General features: G+C 69.8%; 15 protein-coding genes. 7 read left to right on the forward strand and 8 right to left on the reverse strand.

Features of this window, described 5'->3' with window-relative positions; all coding sequences use genetic code 11:
- Positions 1-234 precede the first annotated feature (234 nt).
- From KEG57_RS30480 to KEG57_RS30495, 4 genes are read right to left on the reverse strand one after another with little or no spacing between them, the layout of a single operon-like run.
- Entirely contained in the window at positions 235-888 is a 654-nt protein-coding gene (locus tag KEG57_RS30480) for a radical SAM protein (protein ID WP_272459086.1), read from the reverse strand.
- A 14-nt stretch (positions 889-902) separates the two neighbouring features.
- On the reverse strand, positions 903-1,760 hold the full coding sequence (locus KEG57_RS30485; RefSeq protein WP_272459087.1) for a biotin--[acetyl-CoA-carboxylase] ligase: 858 nt from the start codon (positions 1,758-1,760) through the stop codon (positions 903-905).
- Complete coding sequence (gene nadC / locus KEG57_RS30490; RefSeq protein ID WP_272425017.1) at positions 1,757-2,605, reverse strand: carboxylating nicotinate-nucleotide diphosphorylase; 849 nt, start codon at positions 2,603-2,605, stop codon at positions 1,757-1,759. Before nadC ends, KEG57_RS30485 begins: the two co-directional genes overlap by 4 nt.
- Before the next feature lie 9 nt (positions 2,606-2,614).
- Entirely contained in the window at positions 2,615-3,610 is a 996-nt protein-coding gene (locus tag KEG57_RS30495; protein WP_272425018.1) for a 3-oxoacyl-ACP synthase III family protein, read from the reverse strand.
- A 201-nt stretch (positions 3,611-3,811) separates the two neighbouring features.
- On the opposite strand from KEG57_RS30495, the gene KEG57_RS30500 reads away from it, so the two are divergent.
- The 3 genes from KEG57_RS30500 (at position 3,812) to KEG57_RS30510 (ending at position 7,903) form a co-directional block, all read left to right on the forward strand.
- Positions 3,812-4,654 (forward strand): hypothetical protein, encoded by an 843-nt coding sequence (locus KEG57_RS30500; protein ID WP_272425019.1) that lies wholly within the window; start codon positions 3,812-3,814, stop codon positions 4,652-4,654.
- A 292-nt stretch (positions 4,655-4,946) separates the two neighbouring features.
- Positions 4,947-6,926: a serine/threonine-protein kinase gene (locus tag KEG57_RS30505; RefSeq protein ID WP_272425020.1), complete on the forward strand. Its 1,980-nt coding sequence runs from the start codon at positions 4,947-4,949 to the stop codon at positions 6,924-6,926.
- A gap of 56 nt (positions 6,927-6,982) precedes the next feature.
- Positions 6,983-7,903 carry a hypothetical protein gene (locus KEG57_RS30510; protein ID WP_272425021.1) on the forward strand — a complete coding sequence of 307 codons (921 nt, stop codon included), beginning with the start codon at positions 6,983-6,985 and terminating at the stop codon, positions 7,901-7,903.
- 4 nt (positions 7,904-7,907) lie between these two features.
- On the opposite strand, the gene KEG57_RS30515 is transcribed toward KEG57_RS30510, so the two are convergent.
- Positions 7,908-8,609 carry an aldo-keto reductase family protein gene (locus KEG57_RS30515; RefSeq protein ID WP_272425022.1) on the reverse strand — a complete coding sequence of 234 codons (702 nt, stop codon included), beginning with the start codon at positions 8,607-8,609 and terminating at the stop codon, positions 7,908-7,910.
- Positions 8,610-8,747: 138 nt separating this feature from the next.
- On the opposite strand from KEG57_RS30515, the gene KEG57_RS55070 reads away from it, so the two are divergent.
- Positions 8,748-9,284: an FKBP-type peptidyl-prolyl cis-trans isomerase gene (locus tag KEG57_RS55070; protein ID WP_276074184.1), complete on the forward strand. Its 537-nt coding sequence runs from the start codon at positions 8,748-8,750 to the stop codon at positions 9,282-9,284.
- A gap of 4 nt (positions 9,285-9,288) precedes the next feature.
- Here the strand turns inward: KEG57_RS55070 and KEG57_RS30525 are convergent, their stop codons facing one another.
- Positions 9,289-10,149 carry a serine/threonine protein kinase gene (locus KEG57_RS30525; RefSeq protein WP_272425023.1) on the reverse strand — a complete coding sequence of 287 codons (861 nt, stop codon included), beginning with the start codon at positions 10,147-10,149 and terminating at the stop codon, positions 9,289-9,291.
- 74 nt (positions 10,150-10,223) lie between these two features.
- Positions 10,224-10,649, reverse strand: coding sequence for a tellurite resistance TerB family protein (locus KEG57_RS30530; protein ID WP_272425024.1), 426 nt, complete (start codon positions 10,647-10,649; stop codon positions 10,224-10,226).
- A 120-nt stretch (positions 10,650-10,769) separates the two neighbouring features.
- Here KEG57_RS30530 and KEG57_RS30535 point away from each other — a divergent pair, with 120 nt between their 5' ends.
- The 3 genes from KEG57_RS30535 to KEG57_RS30545 all read left to right on the forward strand — a co-directional run bounded on the left by KEG57_RS30535 (position 10,770) and on the right by KEG57_RS30545 (position 12,596).
- A complete protein-coding gene (locus tag KEG57_RS30535; RefSeq protein WP_272425025.1) occupies positions 10,770-11,492 on the forward strand; it encodes a tetratricopeptide repeat protein in 723 nt (240 codons plus the stop codon).
- 27 nt (positions 11,493-11,519) lie between these two features.
- On the forward strand, positions 11,520-12,242 hold the full coding sequence (locus tag KEG57_RS30540) for a nucleotidyltransferase family protein (protein WP_272425026.1): 723 nt from the start codon (positions 11,520-11,522) through the stop codon (positions 12,240-12,242).
- A gap of 150 nt (positions 12,243-12,392) precedes the next feature.
- Positions 12,393-12,596, forward strand: coding sequence for a hypothetical protein (locus KEG57_RS30545; protein WP_272425027.1), 204 nt, complete (start codon positions 12,393-12,395; stop codon positions 12,594-12,596).
- A 74-nt stretch (positions 12,597-12,670) separates the two neighbouring features.
- Here KEG57_RS30545 and ileS read toward each other — a convergent pair whose 3' ends face one another.
- Positions 12,671-16,423 carry an isoleucine--tRNA ligase gene (gene ileS, locus KEG57_RS30550; protein WP_272425028.1) on the reverse strand — a complete coding sequence of 1,251 codons (3,753 nt, stop codon included), beginning with the start codon at positions 16,421-16,423 and terminating at the stop codon, positions 12,671-12,673.
- Positions 16,424-16,494: the final 71 nt, after the last annotated feature.

The raw sequence follows: 16,494 nt of genomic DNA on the forward strand, positions 1-16,494 counted from the left end.
GAACTGCGCGATGCGCAGTTCATCGAACAGGCCGAGTCAAGACCACCCACCACCCTGCCAAGCAAGACAGCCGCGCTGCCCTGTCGATGGGCGACGCGGTCCAACGGGCCCGTTGGAAGAACTGCGCATCGCGCAGTTCTTCCACCCCGAGTCCAGGGCTTGCCCTGGTTCGGGTCGAGGGGCGAACAGCCCCCGCGGGGCCCGGGGCAGCGCCCCGGCGCTACGGCGCCAGTCTCAAACGCCCTGCGCTTCCGCGCCCCAGATCACCTTGTGGAGCTGGATCTGCACGCGCACGAGCAGGCTGTCCTCGAGCACCCAGGCTACGAGATCCTTCGGGGAGAGTTTGCCCCAGACGGCGGACGCGAGCAGCGTGCAGTTGAGCTGCGCGAGGTTGCGCTCGTGGATCACGGTGCGCATCCACTCGTAGTCGGCGCGATCGGCTAGCACGAACTTGATCTCGTCGCGCGGGCTGATGTGCGCGAGGTTCGACCAGCGGTTGCGATGGCTCTCGCCGCTGCCGGGCGCCTTGAGGTCCATGATCTTGTGCACGCGCGGATCGACGCGCGAGACGTCGGCTTCGCCGCTTGTTTCCACGAGGACCGTTCGTCCTGCGTCGCAGAGCTCGCAGAGGAGCGGGATTGCGCCGGGCTGCAGGAGTGGCTCGCCTCCCGTGAGCTCGACGAGCGGCGTGCCGAATGCGAGCGCCTTCTCCCGTACCTCGCTGCGCGGCATTCGTTTTCCGCCGTGAAATGCCTGCGTCGTATCGCACCAGGAGCAACGCAGGTTGCAGCCGGTCAAACGCACGAACGTGCACGGCAGCCCGGCGAACGTGGATTCGCCCTGGATGCTCGAATAAATCTCGTGGACGACGAGGGTGTCTTCCTTCACGGCCGGGGACGTTCTTACCCCTCGGCTTCGCCTGCGCCAGGCCCGCCGCGAACCCGAGTGCCCGGCGAGCCGAGCGGGCCGTGCGTCGTGACGCTCCCCGAGCCGATGCGATGTGTGGCGCCGTCGCTCGTGATCACACGGAGGTAGCCCTCGCGATCGATGCCTGCGGCCGTGCCCGAGATGCCCGAGACGTCGATGGGCACGCCGCGAAGGACGTCGCGGTGGTCGAGCTCGGCGAGGAACGGGTCGAGCCCGTTGGCCTCGAAGACGCGCACGGTGCGGCCGATCTCGACGAGCAAACGCGCGGCGATCGACGAGCGGTCGAGCCCGCGTCCGCCGAGCACGTGGAGCGAGGTCGCGCGGGAGGCGAGCTCTTCGGGGAACGAGGAGGCGTGCACGTTGAGCCCGATGCCCGCGACGACGGCGTCGATCGCGCCGCCGCGTAGGGCCGTCTCGACGAGCAGGCCCGCGAGCTTCTTGCCGTCCACGAGCACGTCGTTCGGCCATTTGACGCCCGCGCGTGGGCCGCTCGCTTTGCTCGCCCCGAGCAGCTCGTCGACGACACGCGCGACGCAGACGCCGAGGACGAGTGCGAGTGGTGGCAACGCTTGCGGCGCGAGCTTGGGGCGCAGGACGACGGAGAGGTACAGGTTTTCCCCGGCCGGCGAGTGCCACGCGTGGCCGCTGCGGCCGCGGCCCTGGGTCTGCGCGTCGGCGAGGAACGATGCGCCGTGGGGGGCGCCTCCGGATGCGGCGCGGCGCGCGTCGTCGTTCGTCGAGGCCGTGACGGGGGCGACGACGACCGGCCTGCCGATGCTCGCGCCGAGCCTCTCGAGCTCGGCCTCGATGCGGAGAGGATCGAGGTCGTTCAAAGCTGAAAATCGAGCCCGATGTCGGCCGCGGGCGCCGAGTGCGTGAGGGCTCCGACGCTGATCACGTCGACGCCGGCGAGCGCGAGCTCCGTGATGCGCTCGAGCGTGATGCCACCCGAGGCTTCGAGGATCGGCCGCGGCGTGAGAGATGCCGCGCGGGCGACGGCGCGCGCGACGTCCTCGGTCGAGAAGTTGTCGAGCAGGATGATGTCCGCGCCCGCCGCGATCGCTTCTTCGAGTTGCACGAGTGAGTCGACCTCGACCTCGATGCGCGAGGTGTGCGGCGCGTGCGCCCGCGCGCGCTCGACGGCGCGGGTGATGCCGCCGGCTGCGACGATGTGGTTGTCCTTGATCATCACGGCGCTGCCGAGATCGTTCCTGTGGTTGATCCCGCCTCCCATGCGCACGGCGTACCGCTCGAGTGCGCGCAGGCCCGGCGTGGTCTTGCGCGTGTCGGTGATGCGTGTCCGCGCGCCTTTCGGCACCGCGTCGACGTAGCGGCGCGTGACCGTGGCGATGCCCGTCATGCACTGCACGAGGTTCAGCGCCGTCCGCTCGGACGCGAGCACCGCGCGGGCAGGGCCTCGCACGCGCCAGAGCGTCGTCCCGGCGGGCGCCTCTTTTCCGTCGGGCACGAGCGTCTCCACCACGCAGCGCGGATCGACCCGCGTGAACACGCGTCGGAACACCTCCGCGCCGCAAGCGATCACGGCCTTGCGCGCGACGGCGGCGGCGTCGGCCAGCGTGACTGCGTCGACGCAGGCCTCGCCGGAGAGATCACCGCCGGCGAGGTCTTCTTCGAGCGCGCGATCGACGATGGCGTCGAGGATGGGGGGAGCAATCATCGGACTCTTCTACCACCGGAGCACGGCCGCGCCCCAGGTGTAGCCGCTGCCGAAGGCGGCCGTCAGCACGGTCGTGCCCTCCTTGATGCGGCCCTCGGCCACGGACTCGCTGAGGCCGATGGGGATCGTCGCGGCCGTCGTGTTGCCGTAGCGCTCGATGTTGTGGACGACCTTCTCCTGCGGCAAACCGAGCTTGTCGGCCACGTACTGGTTGATGCGCATGTTCGCCTGGTGCGGGACGAACAGGTCGATGCTGCTGATGTCGATGCCGGCCGCGGCGAGCGCCTCGCGGCTGACCTCGGGCATCTTCTCGGTGGCCCAGCGGAAGACCTGCTTGCCGATCATCTTCGGGTACTGCTCGCCCTCGTCGAGCATCTTGTGCGTGATCCGCGGGATGTGCTTCGACGCCGGCGCGGGGATCCAGAGATCCTTTGCGCCCGTACCATCGGCGTGCAGGTGGATCGAGATGAGGCCGCGGTCGTCGGACGGGCTCGGGCCCACGAGCGCCGCGCCCGCGCCGTCGCCGAAGAGCACGGCCACGTCGCGGCCGCGCTCGGTGAACTCCACGCCCGTCGAATGCACCTCGGCGCCCACGACGAGGATGTTCTTGTACGCCCCGGTGCGGACCCACGCGTCCGCGACGCTGAGCCCGTAGAGGAACCCCGAGCACTGGTTGCGGATGTCGAGCGCGGGCACGCCGGGCAGACCGAGCTTCTCGCCGAGGAAACAACCCGAGCCGGGGAAGAAGTGATCCGGGCTCAGGGTCGCGAAGATGATCATGTCGACGTCGGAGACCTTCCGACCCGCGCGCTCGAGGGCCATCTGCACGGCCGGCACGGCGAGGTCGCTCGCGCCGATCCCGTCGTGCTCGATGAACCGGCGCTCCTTGATCCCCGTGCGCTGCTGGATCCACTCGTCGCTCGTCGGCATCAAACGAGCGAGGTCGTCGTTGGTCACCACCTTGGTCGGCACGTAATGGCCGACGCCCAGAATCGCTGAACGCATTCTTGGGCTCGTAATGCGACTCGGCCGGGCATCAAAGGCATAACGACCGACACGGTGCGTTAGCGGACGGAATACGTCCGACCGACCGGACACATCATTGAACTGCGAACGATTTTTTGCGGTGCCGCGTTCGCCCCGTCGCTTCATTTCGCGGCTGTTCTCCGTCATGCTCGGGCGGCTCTGGGAGGAAAGCGACGAACGATGGAAGGACGCCAAGCGAAAGTACGAGAACGAGAGCAGCTCCGGCGCGAGCGCGCGGAGCTTTCGGTGGCGTGTCTGGGGCGCGAGCTCCGCGTGCCGCTGCGAAACCCCGCACGCACGCTCTGGGTCTTCGCGGTGCTCCTCATGCTCGGCTTCGCGCTTGGCCTCTCTGCCGGGATCACGCGTGGCGGCAAGACGGGCCTCGGGCTCGCCGGGTTCGGCGTGGTGCTCTTCGCGTGCGGGATCTACGCGGCAGTCTTGGCGAGACGCTTCGGCGCTCGGCAAGACCTCGCGATCGTGCTCGGGCTGCGCACGCTGACGGTCCCGGCGCTGCCGCTCGTGCGCGGCGGAACGGTGGAGATCGCGTACGAGGATCTGGAAGGCGTCACGCTCTTGCCCTCGGGCAACCGTCTCGTGCACGTGCTGCGCACGTCGGACGGCCTCGTGCCGCTGCTGCTCGACAGGCTCCCGCGGAGTCGGACGGAGACGAAGCTGCCGCTCAGGATCCACGTGCGAGCGGCACTCGCGCGCAAGCGTCCGCGGCTCACGGCGACGCGACTCGCGGCGGTGGAAGCGCAGCTCCTCCACGAAGGCCCGAGCGTCGGGGCGCTGGTGGCGACGACGAACGGCGAGCCGGAGGTGATCGCGGTGGTGCGCGACGAAGCGCACCTCGGCGCGTGGCTCCTCTCGGGCGAGCTCCCCGCGGACTACGAGATGATCTGCGCGCAAGACGTGCTCGACCCGCTCGGCGACGCGCTCCGGGACGCGATCGGTGCCATGGTCGACGTCGCGGGCAGCCCCGTGAAGGCGCAACGGACGAGCGCCACGGACGGGGAGCGCTGAGCGAGCCCCACGCCGGCTCCGCTTCCATAACTGTTTCCGTATCCGCTACCGCCAACCCGCCGACGCCCCCGAGGACGACCTTGCCGCCCTCTGACCCCGCCCGGGGCCCCTGCCCCGCCGCGGCTCACCCCCCACCCGCGATTTCCGTGCCCATCTCCGTTTCCGCCCCGCCCGTCCCTGCCCTGGGACCGCGGGATCATGAACGCATCGTTCCACAGGACGAAATTCTTTGTCGTTCGTCCATAGGGCTGTGACACTCTCCCGCGTCCAAAGTAGCGCCGCACAGGTCCCCATGCGCCCTCAGGTCGGCCAGGTCATCAACAACAAGTACCGGCTCGTCCGCGTCATCGGCGATGGCGGGATGGGTAGCGTGTACGAGGCGCGTCACGAGGTGCTCGGCACCACCGTGGCGCTCAAGTTCCTCCACCCCGAGCTCTCGCGACGCCAAGGCCTCGTGCAGCGCTTCCTTCAGGAAGCGCGCGTGTCGGCGCAGATCCAGAGCCCCCACGTCGTACGGGTCAGCGACGTCGACCAGACGTCGACCGGGCAGGCCTTCATCGTGATGGAGTACCTGGAGGGCAAGACCCTCCAGACCCTCTACGAGGAGCTCTACCACGCAGGCCAGAGGCTCTCGTACGCCGACGCGCTCGAGTACGCGAGCCAGATGCTCGACGGCGTCGAAGCCGCCCATCGCGCGGGCGTCGTGCACCGCGACCTCAAGCCCGACAACGTCATGATCACCCGCGGGTCCAAGGGCGAGCCGCTCCTCAAGCTGCTCGACTTCGGCATCGCCAAGCTGAAGGTCACGGGCGAGCTCGATCGTGGCCTCACGCGGCCCGGCGTGATCATGGGGACGCCCGAGTACATGGCCCCCGAGCAGGCCTACTCCGCAGACGCGGTCGACGTGCGCGCCGACATCTTCTCGCTCGGCGTGATGGTGTTCGAGATGCTCGCCGGTCGACGGCCCGTCGGCGGCGACGAGCCGCACCAGATCGCCTCGGCCTATCTCACGGGGCAGATCGCGCAGCTCACGGACCTCGCGCCCCACGTGCCGCCCGAGCTCGCGAGCGTCGTGCACCGCGCGATGGGGCCGAAGCCGCCCGATCGATACAACTCGGTCGCCGAGTTCCGGAGCGCGCTCGAGCCGTTCGCCATCGGCACGCGCAGCGGCGCGGCCGGCGCAGCGGTCGCCACGCCCCTGCCCGGCAGCGTCACGCCGAAGCCCGCCGTCTCGCCCGCGGCCGCGGTGACGCCCGGAGCAGCCGGCGCCTCGCCCATCCCGAAGACGCTGCCCCCGACCGACGACAAACCCCCGCCCGGGGTCAGTGAGCCCTCGATCCCGCCTCCGCAGGTCGGCGCGACGCCGCTCGGCGGGTTCGATGCGCCGCCGCACCGGCAGCCCCACACGTCGATCGGCGAGCCCCTCACCGAGAGCCTGTCTCCGAGCCCGCGGTACGACGCCACGGCCCCTGCCGCGCCCCTCGCCTCGCATACGGCGCCGCCCGGCGCGTACGACATGTCGCCGCGGCCCGGCGGCACCGCGATCGGGCAAGCCCTCCCGGCCGGCGGCTACGGGCCTGTGCAGACGAACTACGGCGCGGCGCCGGGTTATCCGCCCGCGAACGGGTATCCCGCGCCGCCCGGCTATGGGCCCACCTCGCCGATGAACCCGATCGGGGCGCGGCCCACGCATCAGGCCCAGCAAAAGCGCAGCGGCGGATCGTCGATCGCGCTGATGCTCCTGCTCGCCACCGTCGTGACCGGCGTGGTCGTCGGCGGCGTGTACGTCGGGCAGAAGCTCACGAGCAAAGAGGAGAGCGGCAGCGAGCCCGTCACGCTGCAGCCGCCGACCACCACGGTCGTCTCGTCGGATCCGGGAGCGCAGCAGCCGAGCCAGACGACGGGCGCGGCGAACACGAACCTGCCGGTGCCGCAAACCACGGTGCCGAAGACGACGACCACGGTCGGCGGGACCAAGCCTCCGGGGACGACGAGCGGCGCGGGCACCTCGACGCCGCAGCCCTCCGCCTCGGGGAGCACCGCGCCGACGGGCATCCCGAACCCGTTTGGCTCGAACGGCATCCCGATCCCCTGGGGAAGCACGCAGATCCCGCTCCCCTTCCCCATTCCGGGTCAGCCGACGGCGCAGCCGACGAACACCACGCCGGCCCCGACGGCCACGCCGACGCAGACCACGCCGACGCCGCGGCCCTCGACCAGCGGCAGCGGTCGGCCCCGCATCCGGATCCCGATCCCGGGGCAAAACCCTTGAGGAGTTCGTCCCCGCATGCAGCGCGTAGCTCGTGAGCCCAGGAGAACGTCGGCGAGATGAGCGAACAGCAAGGTGGTCCGCCGGGCGGGCCCTACGGTCCTGGAAAAACCATCGTCGGTGAGCCCTTGTTCGGCCCCGAAGGCCCGGGCGTCGCGCCGGCCCCCGTCTACCCGGCCCCCGCGCCCCACGCAGGCGCGCCCGTGCCCGGCACGATGGTCGATGCCGGCCCCGCACAGGCCCCCGTCTACCCGGCCCCCGCGCCCCCCGCAGGCGCTCCTATGGGCGGTGGATCCGGCACCCAGGTCGGCGGTCCGCCGCCGTACGGCGCGCCGCCCGCCGCTGGCCCGTATGGCGCGCCAGGCCCCGGACCGGCTCCTTACGGCGCGCCTGTCCCTGGACCGGCCCCTTACGGCGCGCCCGCCCCGTATGGCGCGCCCGGCCCGGGCATGGGAGGGCCACCCGCGTACGGCATGCCGCCGCCGCCCGTTCGATCCGTTTCCTCCGGCAGCAGCGGCCCGCCGCTCGTCGCGATCGGGCTCGGCGCCGCCGTCGTCATCGGCGGCCTCTCGCTCGGTGGGTACTTCCTCCTGCGCGGTGGCGGGAGCAGCAGCGCCGAGGACGCGCCGCTCGATCCCATCACCGCGCCGAGCGCCGTGACCGTCGCCTCCGATCCTCCGGCCACGGGCGACACGCCGTCCACGCCGCCGCCCGAGACCACGGCCGCGGCGCCCGAGCCGGTGTACACCACGTCCACGACGCCGACCCCGAAGCCCACGGCGACCACGACGTCGACGAGCACGACAAAACCGCCGACGCAGAGCCCGACCACGACCACGACCGGGACGACGCCCAAGCCTACGACGACAACGACGTCGACGAGCCCGCCCACGCGCCCGACGGTCACGCTGCCCGGCACGTCCTCTCCGTCGCCGAAGCCCACGACCACGACGAAGAAGAGCATCCCAAAACCGTTTTGAGGTCCTACGAAGCCGGGAGCGGCCCGAGGAGGGCGCTCGTCGCGGCCTCGGCGATCTCTTCGAACGTGCGCGGCGCGCAGAGCGCAACGTCCACCACCGGATGGCTCAGCGCGAACCGCACGTGCGCGCCGTCCGCGTCCTTTCGCGTCGGCGACACCACGACGCCTGGACGCTTCCCTGCGAGCGTCGCGAAGAGCTCCGCCTCGACCACGCTGTGCGAGGATTCATAACGGATCGTCAGCACGTCCGGCGCGAGCTCGTCGCAGAGGGACGCCGCGAGCGCGCCGTCGTCGCAGGCGATCCCGATCGCCCGCGCCTTCCCCTCGGCCCGGAGCTTCCGCAGCGCGGGCCACGTCTCCCCGGCCGTCCAGAACCGCGCCCGCACCCCGAGCAGGTGGAACACGTCCACGTGCCCGACGCCCATCCCGCGCGTCACGAGCGCCCACTCCCGCGGCACCATCACGCCGATCGGCACGTGCGCGCCGCACGCGATCACCATCCGATCACGGTGCCCCGCGCGCACGAGCCTGAGCACGCCCGCCGAGAGCGCCGGCCACAGGGGCGAGGCGAAAAAGTAGTTCACCCCGAGCTCGTGAAAGGCGCGCTCGACCGCGTCCGCGTCGATGCCGCCCGAGCCCACGAGCCCGAGCGGCGAGACGCAGAGCCCCGTCGAGCCGAACGGCTTCTGCGGAAGCGCGGTCGTCATGCCTGCCATCGCCGAGCGCGCCGAGCGCCGTCCGCGCGCTCGGCGCGTTCGCAGGAACGTACCACGATCGGAAGCACGCTCGGCGGCTCTCCGCGCGGGGCGCTTGATCGAGCGGCTTCCGTCGAATAGGAGGGGCCCATGATGGCCATCCGTCGTTTGGGTTCGCTCGCGCTAGTCGCCCTCGGCGTCGTCACCGCCGCTTGTGAGAACAAGGTCCCCGAGCCGTCCGCGGAGCCTCGCGCTGCAGCGCCGCGCGAGCCGGAGAAGCCGGAGCCCGCGGACCTCATCAAGGAAGACATCACCGTCGGCACGGGCCCCGAGGCCCAGGAAGGCGACAAGGTCAAGGTCCACTACACGGGCCGGTTGCTCAAGACGAACTTCATGTTCGACAGCTCCGTCGGCAAGGAGCCGTTCGAGTTCGAGCTCGGCAAAGGCGAGGTCATCAAGGGCTGGGACCAGGGCGTCGCCGGCATGAAGGTCGGCGGCAAACGCAAGCTCACGATCCCCTCGAAGCTCGGCTACGGCGACGACGGCAGCCCGCCCAAGATCCCCGGCAAGGCGACGCTCGTCTTCGACGTCGAGCTGCTCGAGGTCGTCTCCCCCAGCCGCGGCCCCGCGGACAGCAAGGACACGAAGGCGAAGGACGCGCCGAAGAAGGACGCGCCGAAGAAGTGAAGCGTCAGCGCCAGGCGACCTGGCGCAGATCTTCCCAGACTTCGCGCGCGGATTGGTAGCGATACGCGTCGCGACGCCGGAGCAGCTTGGCGATCACGTTGCCGACGGGCGTGCCGAGGGCCTCGGCCTTCTGGCGCGGCGCGCCCTCGGAGATCTGCCGCGTGATCTCCGGATACGCGACGTCCACGTCGATCGCGGGCTGACCCGTGTGCATCTGGTACATGAGGAGCCCGAACTGGTAGAGGTCGCTCTGCGTCGTCGTGTATCCGGCGGTGACGAGCTCCGGCGTCAGAATCTTGGGGTTCGCCACCTGCGGGCGGAACCAGCGCGTGCTGCCCTGGAGCTGATGCGCCACGCCGAAGTCCGTGAGCTTGACGATCGGGGATCGATCGAGCTGCGAGATGAGCACGTTGCCCGCGTGCAGGTCCGAGTGCACGACGCCGCTGTCGTGCAGGTACTGCAGCGTCATGAGGAGCTGGCGGCAGAGCTCGACGAGCAAGAGGTCCGAGAAGGGCCGTCCGAGCAGCGCACGCAGGCTCGTGTCGCAGCGCTCGAGCGCGAGGTAGAAGAGGTAGTTGTTCTCGAACGCGTCGTGGATGTAGACGATGTTCGGATGGCGAAACTGCTCGAGTCGCCGTAGCTCCTGCGCCCACTCGTCCTTCACCGCCTGGTAGGACTTGTTCGCGGGGCGCAGCATTTTGAGTGCGTACCGTTGATCGAACGGTCCGATGCACTCGTAGACCGAGCCGTACTGGCCGTCGCCGATGAGCGCACCCACGACGTAGGTGCCGCGCGTGGACGTGAGCGTCGTCCCCGGGACCGGGAACGGGATCTGATGCGAGCCGGTTTGATTCGACCAGTTCACGCGACTTCAATTTAACAAGAATCAGGCCGCCCGGGTCTCCCGCGCACCAAACCCGCCCAGGGCGGCGCGGGGCGTCAGGCGCCTTCCTCTTCGCGCAGCATCTCCTCGATGCCTTCATGGTCGAGCCCGAGCGCCGCGCCGATCTCGTGGATCATGGCCCGCTCCGCCTTCGAGATCGCGCCGTCGGCCGTGATCACGCCGATCGCCAGGCTCAACGCCACGCGGCAAGCGATGGGGCTGCCGAGCGTCTGCCGCGCGCCCTCGAGCAGCGCCGCCGTGCCCGAGGCCTTCCGCGCCGCGTCGAGCCGCGTGATGAGCTGCTCCAGTTGATCCGGCGTCACCTTGCGGTCCGTCAACGACTGCACGCTCCGCGCGAAATGACGCTTCTCGTCGGTGCCGAACCCGCCGTCGGCGTACGCAGCGAGGTACATGAGCTCGACGAGGGCCTCGAGCTTCGGTTCGTCGAGCGTGTGCGAGGATCGCAAGGAAATGGGCGCCATGCCCCTTTCCTACACCGTCCTCGCCGAGGCCAAAAGTCCGCAAAAAAGGCCCCGGATGCCCCGGACGTCCCGAACGAGGAAAACCACCGGCGAGGGCGAGCCGTGTGTCATCCTTCGTGGATGCGCCCCTTCCACCAAGGCGCCGCCTTCTTGACGGTCGGGACGCTCGCGCTCGCCGCCTGCGGCCCCGCGCCCACGCCGAAGGCCCCGCCAAGCGAGGATCTCGCGGCGCAGGACATGCCCGACATGGAAGCCTCCGCGGCGCCACCCGCGCCCGCGCCCGAGCCGCCCAAGCTGCGCCTGCCGTGCGCCGAGAACGATCTCGTGGGCTGCACGAACGGCTGCAACGACGCGATCGTCGAGGACTGCGTCACGCTCGGCGCGATGTACATGCGCGGCGACGTCGTGCGCCCCGATCCGCCGCGGGCCATCGACCTCTTCCGCGGCGCCTGTACGAACGGCAGCGCGCGCGGCTGCATCAAGCTCGGCGACCTCTACCACGACGGCACGCTGAAGGACGATCCGACCGAGGAGGTCACGCTCTACCGCAAGGCCTGCGACGCCGGCGCGAACCGCGGCTGCCTCGCGGCCGGCAAGGCCTACCTGGAGGGGCGCGTCGTCGGCGTCGACCCGGTCTTCGCGGCGACGCTCTTCACCCGCGTCTGCGAGCGCGGCAACGCCGAGGCCTGCCTCGAGCTCGGCCGGCTCTACAATCGCGGCCACGGCGTGCGCAAGGATCCGGCCCGCGCGACGGCGCTCTTCACGAAGGCCTGCCAGCTCGGGCTCGACGAGGGGTGTCTCACGGCCGATCCGTCGGGCGAGGTCGCGCCGCCGCGTCAGTAACCGCCTCGCGTGGTACGTTCGCCGGCGATGAAGGCCATCGTTCTCGCCGGGGGAAAGGGCAGCCGTCTCAAGCCGTACACGGCGCTCATCCCGAAGCCGCTCATGCCGATCGGCGAGCAGACCATCGTGGAGATCCTCCTCCGCCAGCTCGCGTTGTACGGCGTGAACGACGTGACCCTGTGCACGGGTCATCAGGCCGGCCTGATCGAGGCCGTGCTCGGCGAGGGCAGCCGCTACGGCGTCAAGCTGTCGTATCGGCGCGAGGAGCAGCCGCTCGGCACGATCGGGCCGCTCCGCGCGATCGCCCACGAGTTGCCCGAGCGGTTCCTCGTGATGAACGGCGACATCCTCTGCGACCTCGATTTCGCCGAGCTCGCGAAGAGGAGCGCCGAGGCGAACGCGCCGCTCACGGTCTGCGTCTTCGAGCGCGCCACGAAGATCGACCTCGGTGTGCTCGAGCTCGACCCCGAAGGGTCTGTCACGGGGTTCCGGGAAAAACCGACCTACTCGTTCTGGGTGAGCATGGGCATCTACGCGATGAGCCGCGAGACGCTCTTGCGCTTCGTGCCGGAAGGCGTGCCTTTTGGCTTCGATCAGCTCATGCACGCGCTGCTCGCGGCGCGGGTGCCGATCCAGACGCACCCGTTCCGCGGGCACTGGCTCGACATCGGGCGCAGCGACGACTTCGCCGAGGCGCAGGACGAGTTCGAGCGCAATCGCCCGCGTTATTTGCCCGAACCGAAGGCGTGACGAGCCGGCACGGCCATACGTTCGCGGACAAACCAATCTTCGGCGGCCCCCTCGACGCGGACCTGCCTGGCCCCACGTGGAGGGTGGAAGCGGCGATGCGGCCGGCGGGGTTTTCCCCCGGGTGCTCGCCTGCTGGGAGGAGTGTCCGTCATGGCACAGCAGAAAAACCAGGGGAACCAGGGCACCGAGGAGAAAGGCTCGATGACCGTGGAAGAGGCCGGCCGGATGGGCGGCCAGCGCGTGCGCGAGCTTGTCGAGGAGGGCAAGCAGGCTGAGGGCGAGCAGGGCGGAGGCGGAGAGTCGTCCGGCGGAAGCCAGCAGCAGCAGGGCGGCCGCGGAAGCCAGAACCGCTGAGTTTTTTTCGGGAACCTCCCCACGCCCCACGAGGCGAGCCGCGGCGGCCCGCTTCGTGGGGCTTTTTGCGGGGTCTAGGCCCGCGCGATCGTCAGGACGAGCGCCTCGCCGTCGACGTTGAGCTCGCGCCGCTCGCCGGACACGGTGGAGGCGCCGATCTCGAACGAGCGGACCAACGCTTCGCGGGCGATCTCGTCTTGGGCCGCGCGCGTGACGCGGAGAACGCGTTCGCTGCCCTCGACCGCGAGCGCGATGCGGTCCGTGAAGCCGAGGGACAGGTCCTTCCGTAGGCCCTGCACGCGCGAGAGGATCTCGCGGGAGAGGCCGTCGTCGCGGAGCGCGTCCGTGAGCGCCGTGTGGAGCACGACGACGCCGGCCTTGCCGCCGGCCGCGGCGAAGTCCTTGCCGGCCTCGACGACGACCTCGATCTCCTCGGGCCCGAGCGAGACCCGCTCGCCGTCGAGCTCGATCTCGATGGCGCCGCGCGTGACGAGCTCGGTGCGGAGCTCGGCGGCGTTCGCCTTGGCGAGGACCTGCTTGGCGAGCTGCACCTTCTTGCCGAGCTTCGGCCCGAGGGCGCGGAAGTTCGGTTTGAGCACGTAACGAACGGCCTCGCCTTCCTGCCCCGGCTCGAGGAAACGGACCTCCTTGACGTTGAGCTCCTCGGCGATGAGGGCCTCGTGCTGCGCGAGCGCGCGGCGCATGGCCTGGTTCGAGACGATGACGTCGACGCGCGCGAGGGGCTGGCGGACCTTCAGCTTGTTCAGCGTGCGGACCTGGAGGCCGAGGCTGACGAGCTCGCGGACGGCGCGCATCTCGGCGGCGAGGCCCTCGTCGATCGCGGCGAGATCGGGCTCGGGGTACCTCGTGAGGTGCACGCTCTCCGGTTGCGACGTGGTCCAGGGGCCGCGGACGAGCGTCTGGTAGAGCTCCTCGGCGATGAAGGGCGTGAACGGGGCCGTGAGGTGCGCGATGGCGACGAGGGCCTCGTACAGCGTGAAATACGCGTCGCGCTTGTCGGCGAGGGCCTCGGCCGAGACGTTCTCCGCCGGCGACCAGAAGCGCGCGCGGCTGCGCCGAACGTACCAGTTCGAGAGCGCGTCCACGAAGTCGACGAGCCGCTGCGCTGCCTCGTACAGGCGGTAATTGTCGAGGTGCTGCGTGACCTCGCGGGTCGTGAGGGCGAGCTCGGAGAGCAGCCAGCGGTCGAGCAGGCTGCGCTCGCGGGCCGGCCGGTAGCCCTCGCTCTTCGCGAGATCCGCGGGCGAAACGCCCTTCGCGTCGGGGTTTCCGCGGGCCGGATCGAAGCCGTCGATGTTCGCGTAGATCGCGAAGAACGACCACACGTTCCGGATCTTGATCGCGTACTCCTTCTGTGTCGCGCGCACGTTCGTGAGCGAGTGGCGCGTGTTCGTCCACGGGGGCGAGGACGCGTAGAAGAACCAGCGGAACGCGTCGGCGCCGGGCGCGGGCGTGGAAGGATCCTCGACGAAGACGCGGTGATTCTGGGCGAGGCGCAACACGTCGTTCGGCATGACGCGGAGCGGCTCGGGCGCGGTCGCGAGGCCGAGGGCCTCGATGTCCGACGTGTGCATCACGATGACGCGGCGCGGGAACTGGCCCATGCCCGACGTCGGCCGGAGCGTGATGTCGAGCGCCTCGTTCGGTCGATCCGCGCGGTAGAGTTTGACCTTGGTGCGGTCGCCCTGGAGATCGAGGCCCTCGTAGTCCTCGCGCGCGATGCGAGCGACTCCCTTCTGCACGGGCTGATCCTTCAGCGGATCCTGCGCGTCCGAGCAGACGGCGAACTCCATGCGGACGCGGTCGAGGATGACCTCGGGCGGCGTGTAATTGCCCTTCGACTTGCTCTCCTTCTTGCCCTCGCGATCCCCGACGTGCCCGAGCACCACGCAGGTCTGGTACGGGTGCGGAAAATTCCGGATGCGCGAGAGGCCCAGGGACTTCTGCGTCTCCTCGTCGAAGACGAGCGTCGAGATCATCAGCAGCGAGTAGAACCAGCCGCGGGTCTGATCGATCGCCTCGCTGATGAAGTCGGCCGGGAAGGCGCGGTCGAACTTCTCCTTCGACCCTTCCGCGTGCGGAAATCCCCACTGCGCGAAGGGCATCGCGCCCGAGTCGAACCAGCAGTCGATGACCTCCGAGACGCGCCGGTACGTGCCGGGCTCGCCGGGCTTCTGGTAGGTGATCTTGTCGATCCAGGGCTTGTGCACGAGCAGGTGCTCGGCCGTCTTCGGATGCGCGCGGACGAGCTCGCGCTCGACCTCGGCGACGTTGTTGCCGGGCCTTTCGCGCAGCGTCTTCACCGAGTCGATGGCCTCCATCGCGCCCGTCTGGTCGTTCACCCAGATCGGCAGCGGCGTGCCCCAGTAGCGCTCGCGCGAGAGCGCCCAGTCGACGTTGTTCGCGAGGAAGTCGCCGAAGCGGCCCGTCTTGATGTGCTCGGGCAGCCAGTTGACCGTCTGGTTGTTCTCGATCGCCTTGTGGATCAGCGCGGTCGTGCGGATGTACCAGGCCGGGCGGGCGTACTGGATGAGCGGGTCCTCGTCGGCGCGCCAGCAGAACGGATACTCGTGGCGATAGTTCTCGGCGTGCACGAGCTTGCCCGCTTGCGCGAGGTCCTTCTGCAGGTCCTTGTCGGCGTCCTTCACCCAGCGGCCCGCGTACTTGCCCATCTCGTCGATGAACGTGCCGTCGGGCTTCACGGCGCAGAACGGATCCTTCGGCGTCTTGCCCGCCGCAAGGAGCTGCCGATGGGCGCCGTAGTCGTCCTCGCCAAAGGCGGGCGCGACATGGACGATGCCCGTGCCGGCGTCGAGCGTGACGAAATCCGCCGCGATGACCGCGTGCACGGCCTCGTACGCCGCTGCCTCGGACGCGTAGAGGCCGAACGGCGGGACGTACTTCTTGCCGACGAGCGCCGATCCCTTGGTGGTCGAAAGAACCGGCAGATCCTTGCCGAGCTTCTTCGCGAGCGCCTCGCGCAGGCCCGCCGCCACGACGAGCTTCCGATCGCCCGCGTCGACGACCACGTAGTCGAAGTCCGCGCGGACCGCGGCGTACATGTTCGACGGCAAGGTCCACGGGGTCGTCGTCCAGACGCAGAGCGCCGTCGACGGATCCTCGACGAAGGGAAACGCGACGAAGACGCTGGGATCGTCGACGGTCTTGTAGCCCTGACCGACCTCGGCGCTGGAGAGCGCCGTGCCGCCCTGCGCCCACCACCAGACGACCTTGTGCCCCTGGTAGAGCAGGCCCTTCTCGTAGAGCTTCGCGAGCGCCCACCAGACGCTCTCGACGTAGCTCCGGTGGTACGTGACGTACGCGTCGGGCAGGTCGACCCAGAAGCCGATCTTGTCCGTCAGCTTCTCCCACGCATCCGTGTAGCGGAACACGCTCTCGATGCAGCGCGCCACGAAGGGCTCGACGCCGTACTTCTCGATGTCCGCCTTGCCGTGGATCCGCAGCTCTTTCTCGACCTCGACCTCGACCGGCAGGCCGTGCGTGTCCCAGCCTGCTTTGCGGGGCACGTCGTAGCCGCGCATGGTCTTGTAGCGAGGGAACACGTCCTTCACGGCGCGCGTGAGGACGTGGCCGTTGTGCGGCATGCCGTTCGCCGTCGGAGGACCCTCGTAGAAGACGAACGTGCCCTTCGATGGGCCCGTGGCGCGCGTCTCGGCCGAGAGCGTCTTCTGGAAGATGCCCTCCCTCTTCCAGAACGCGAGGATCTCGGCCTCGTCCCTCGGGAAATCGAGCTCGGGCCTTACGGTCTTGAAGAGGTTTTTCCGGGAAGAGTCGCGGCCTGACATGGTCGGCTGCGCTTAGCACGTTTCGCCCCCGAAGGGCGTCGAGCACGCTCGCTTCCCACGTTTACAGGCCG

It is taken from the genome of Polyangium jinanense, from assembly GCF_028435365.1.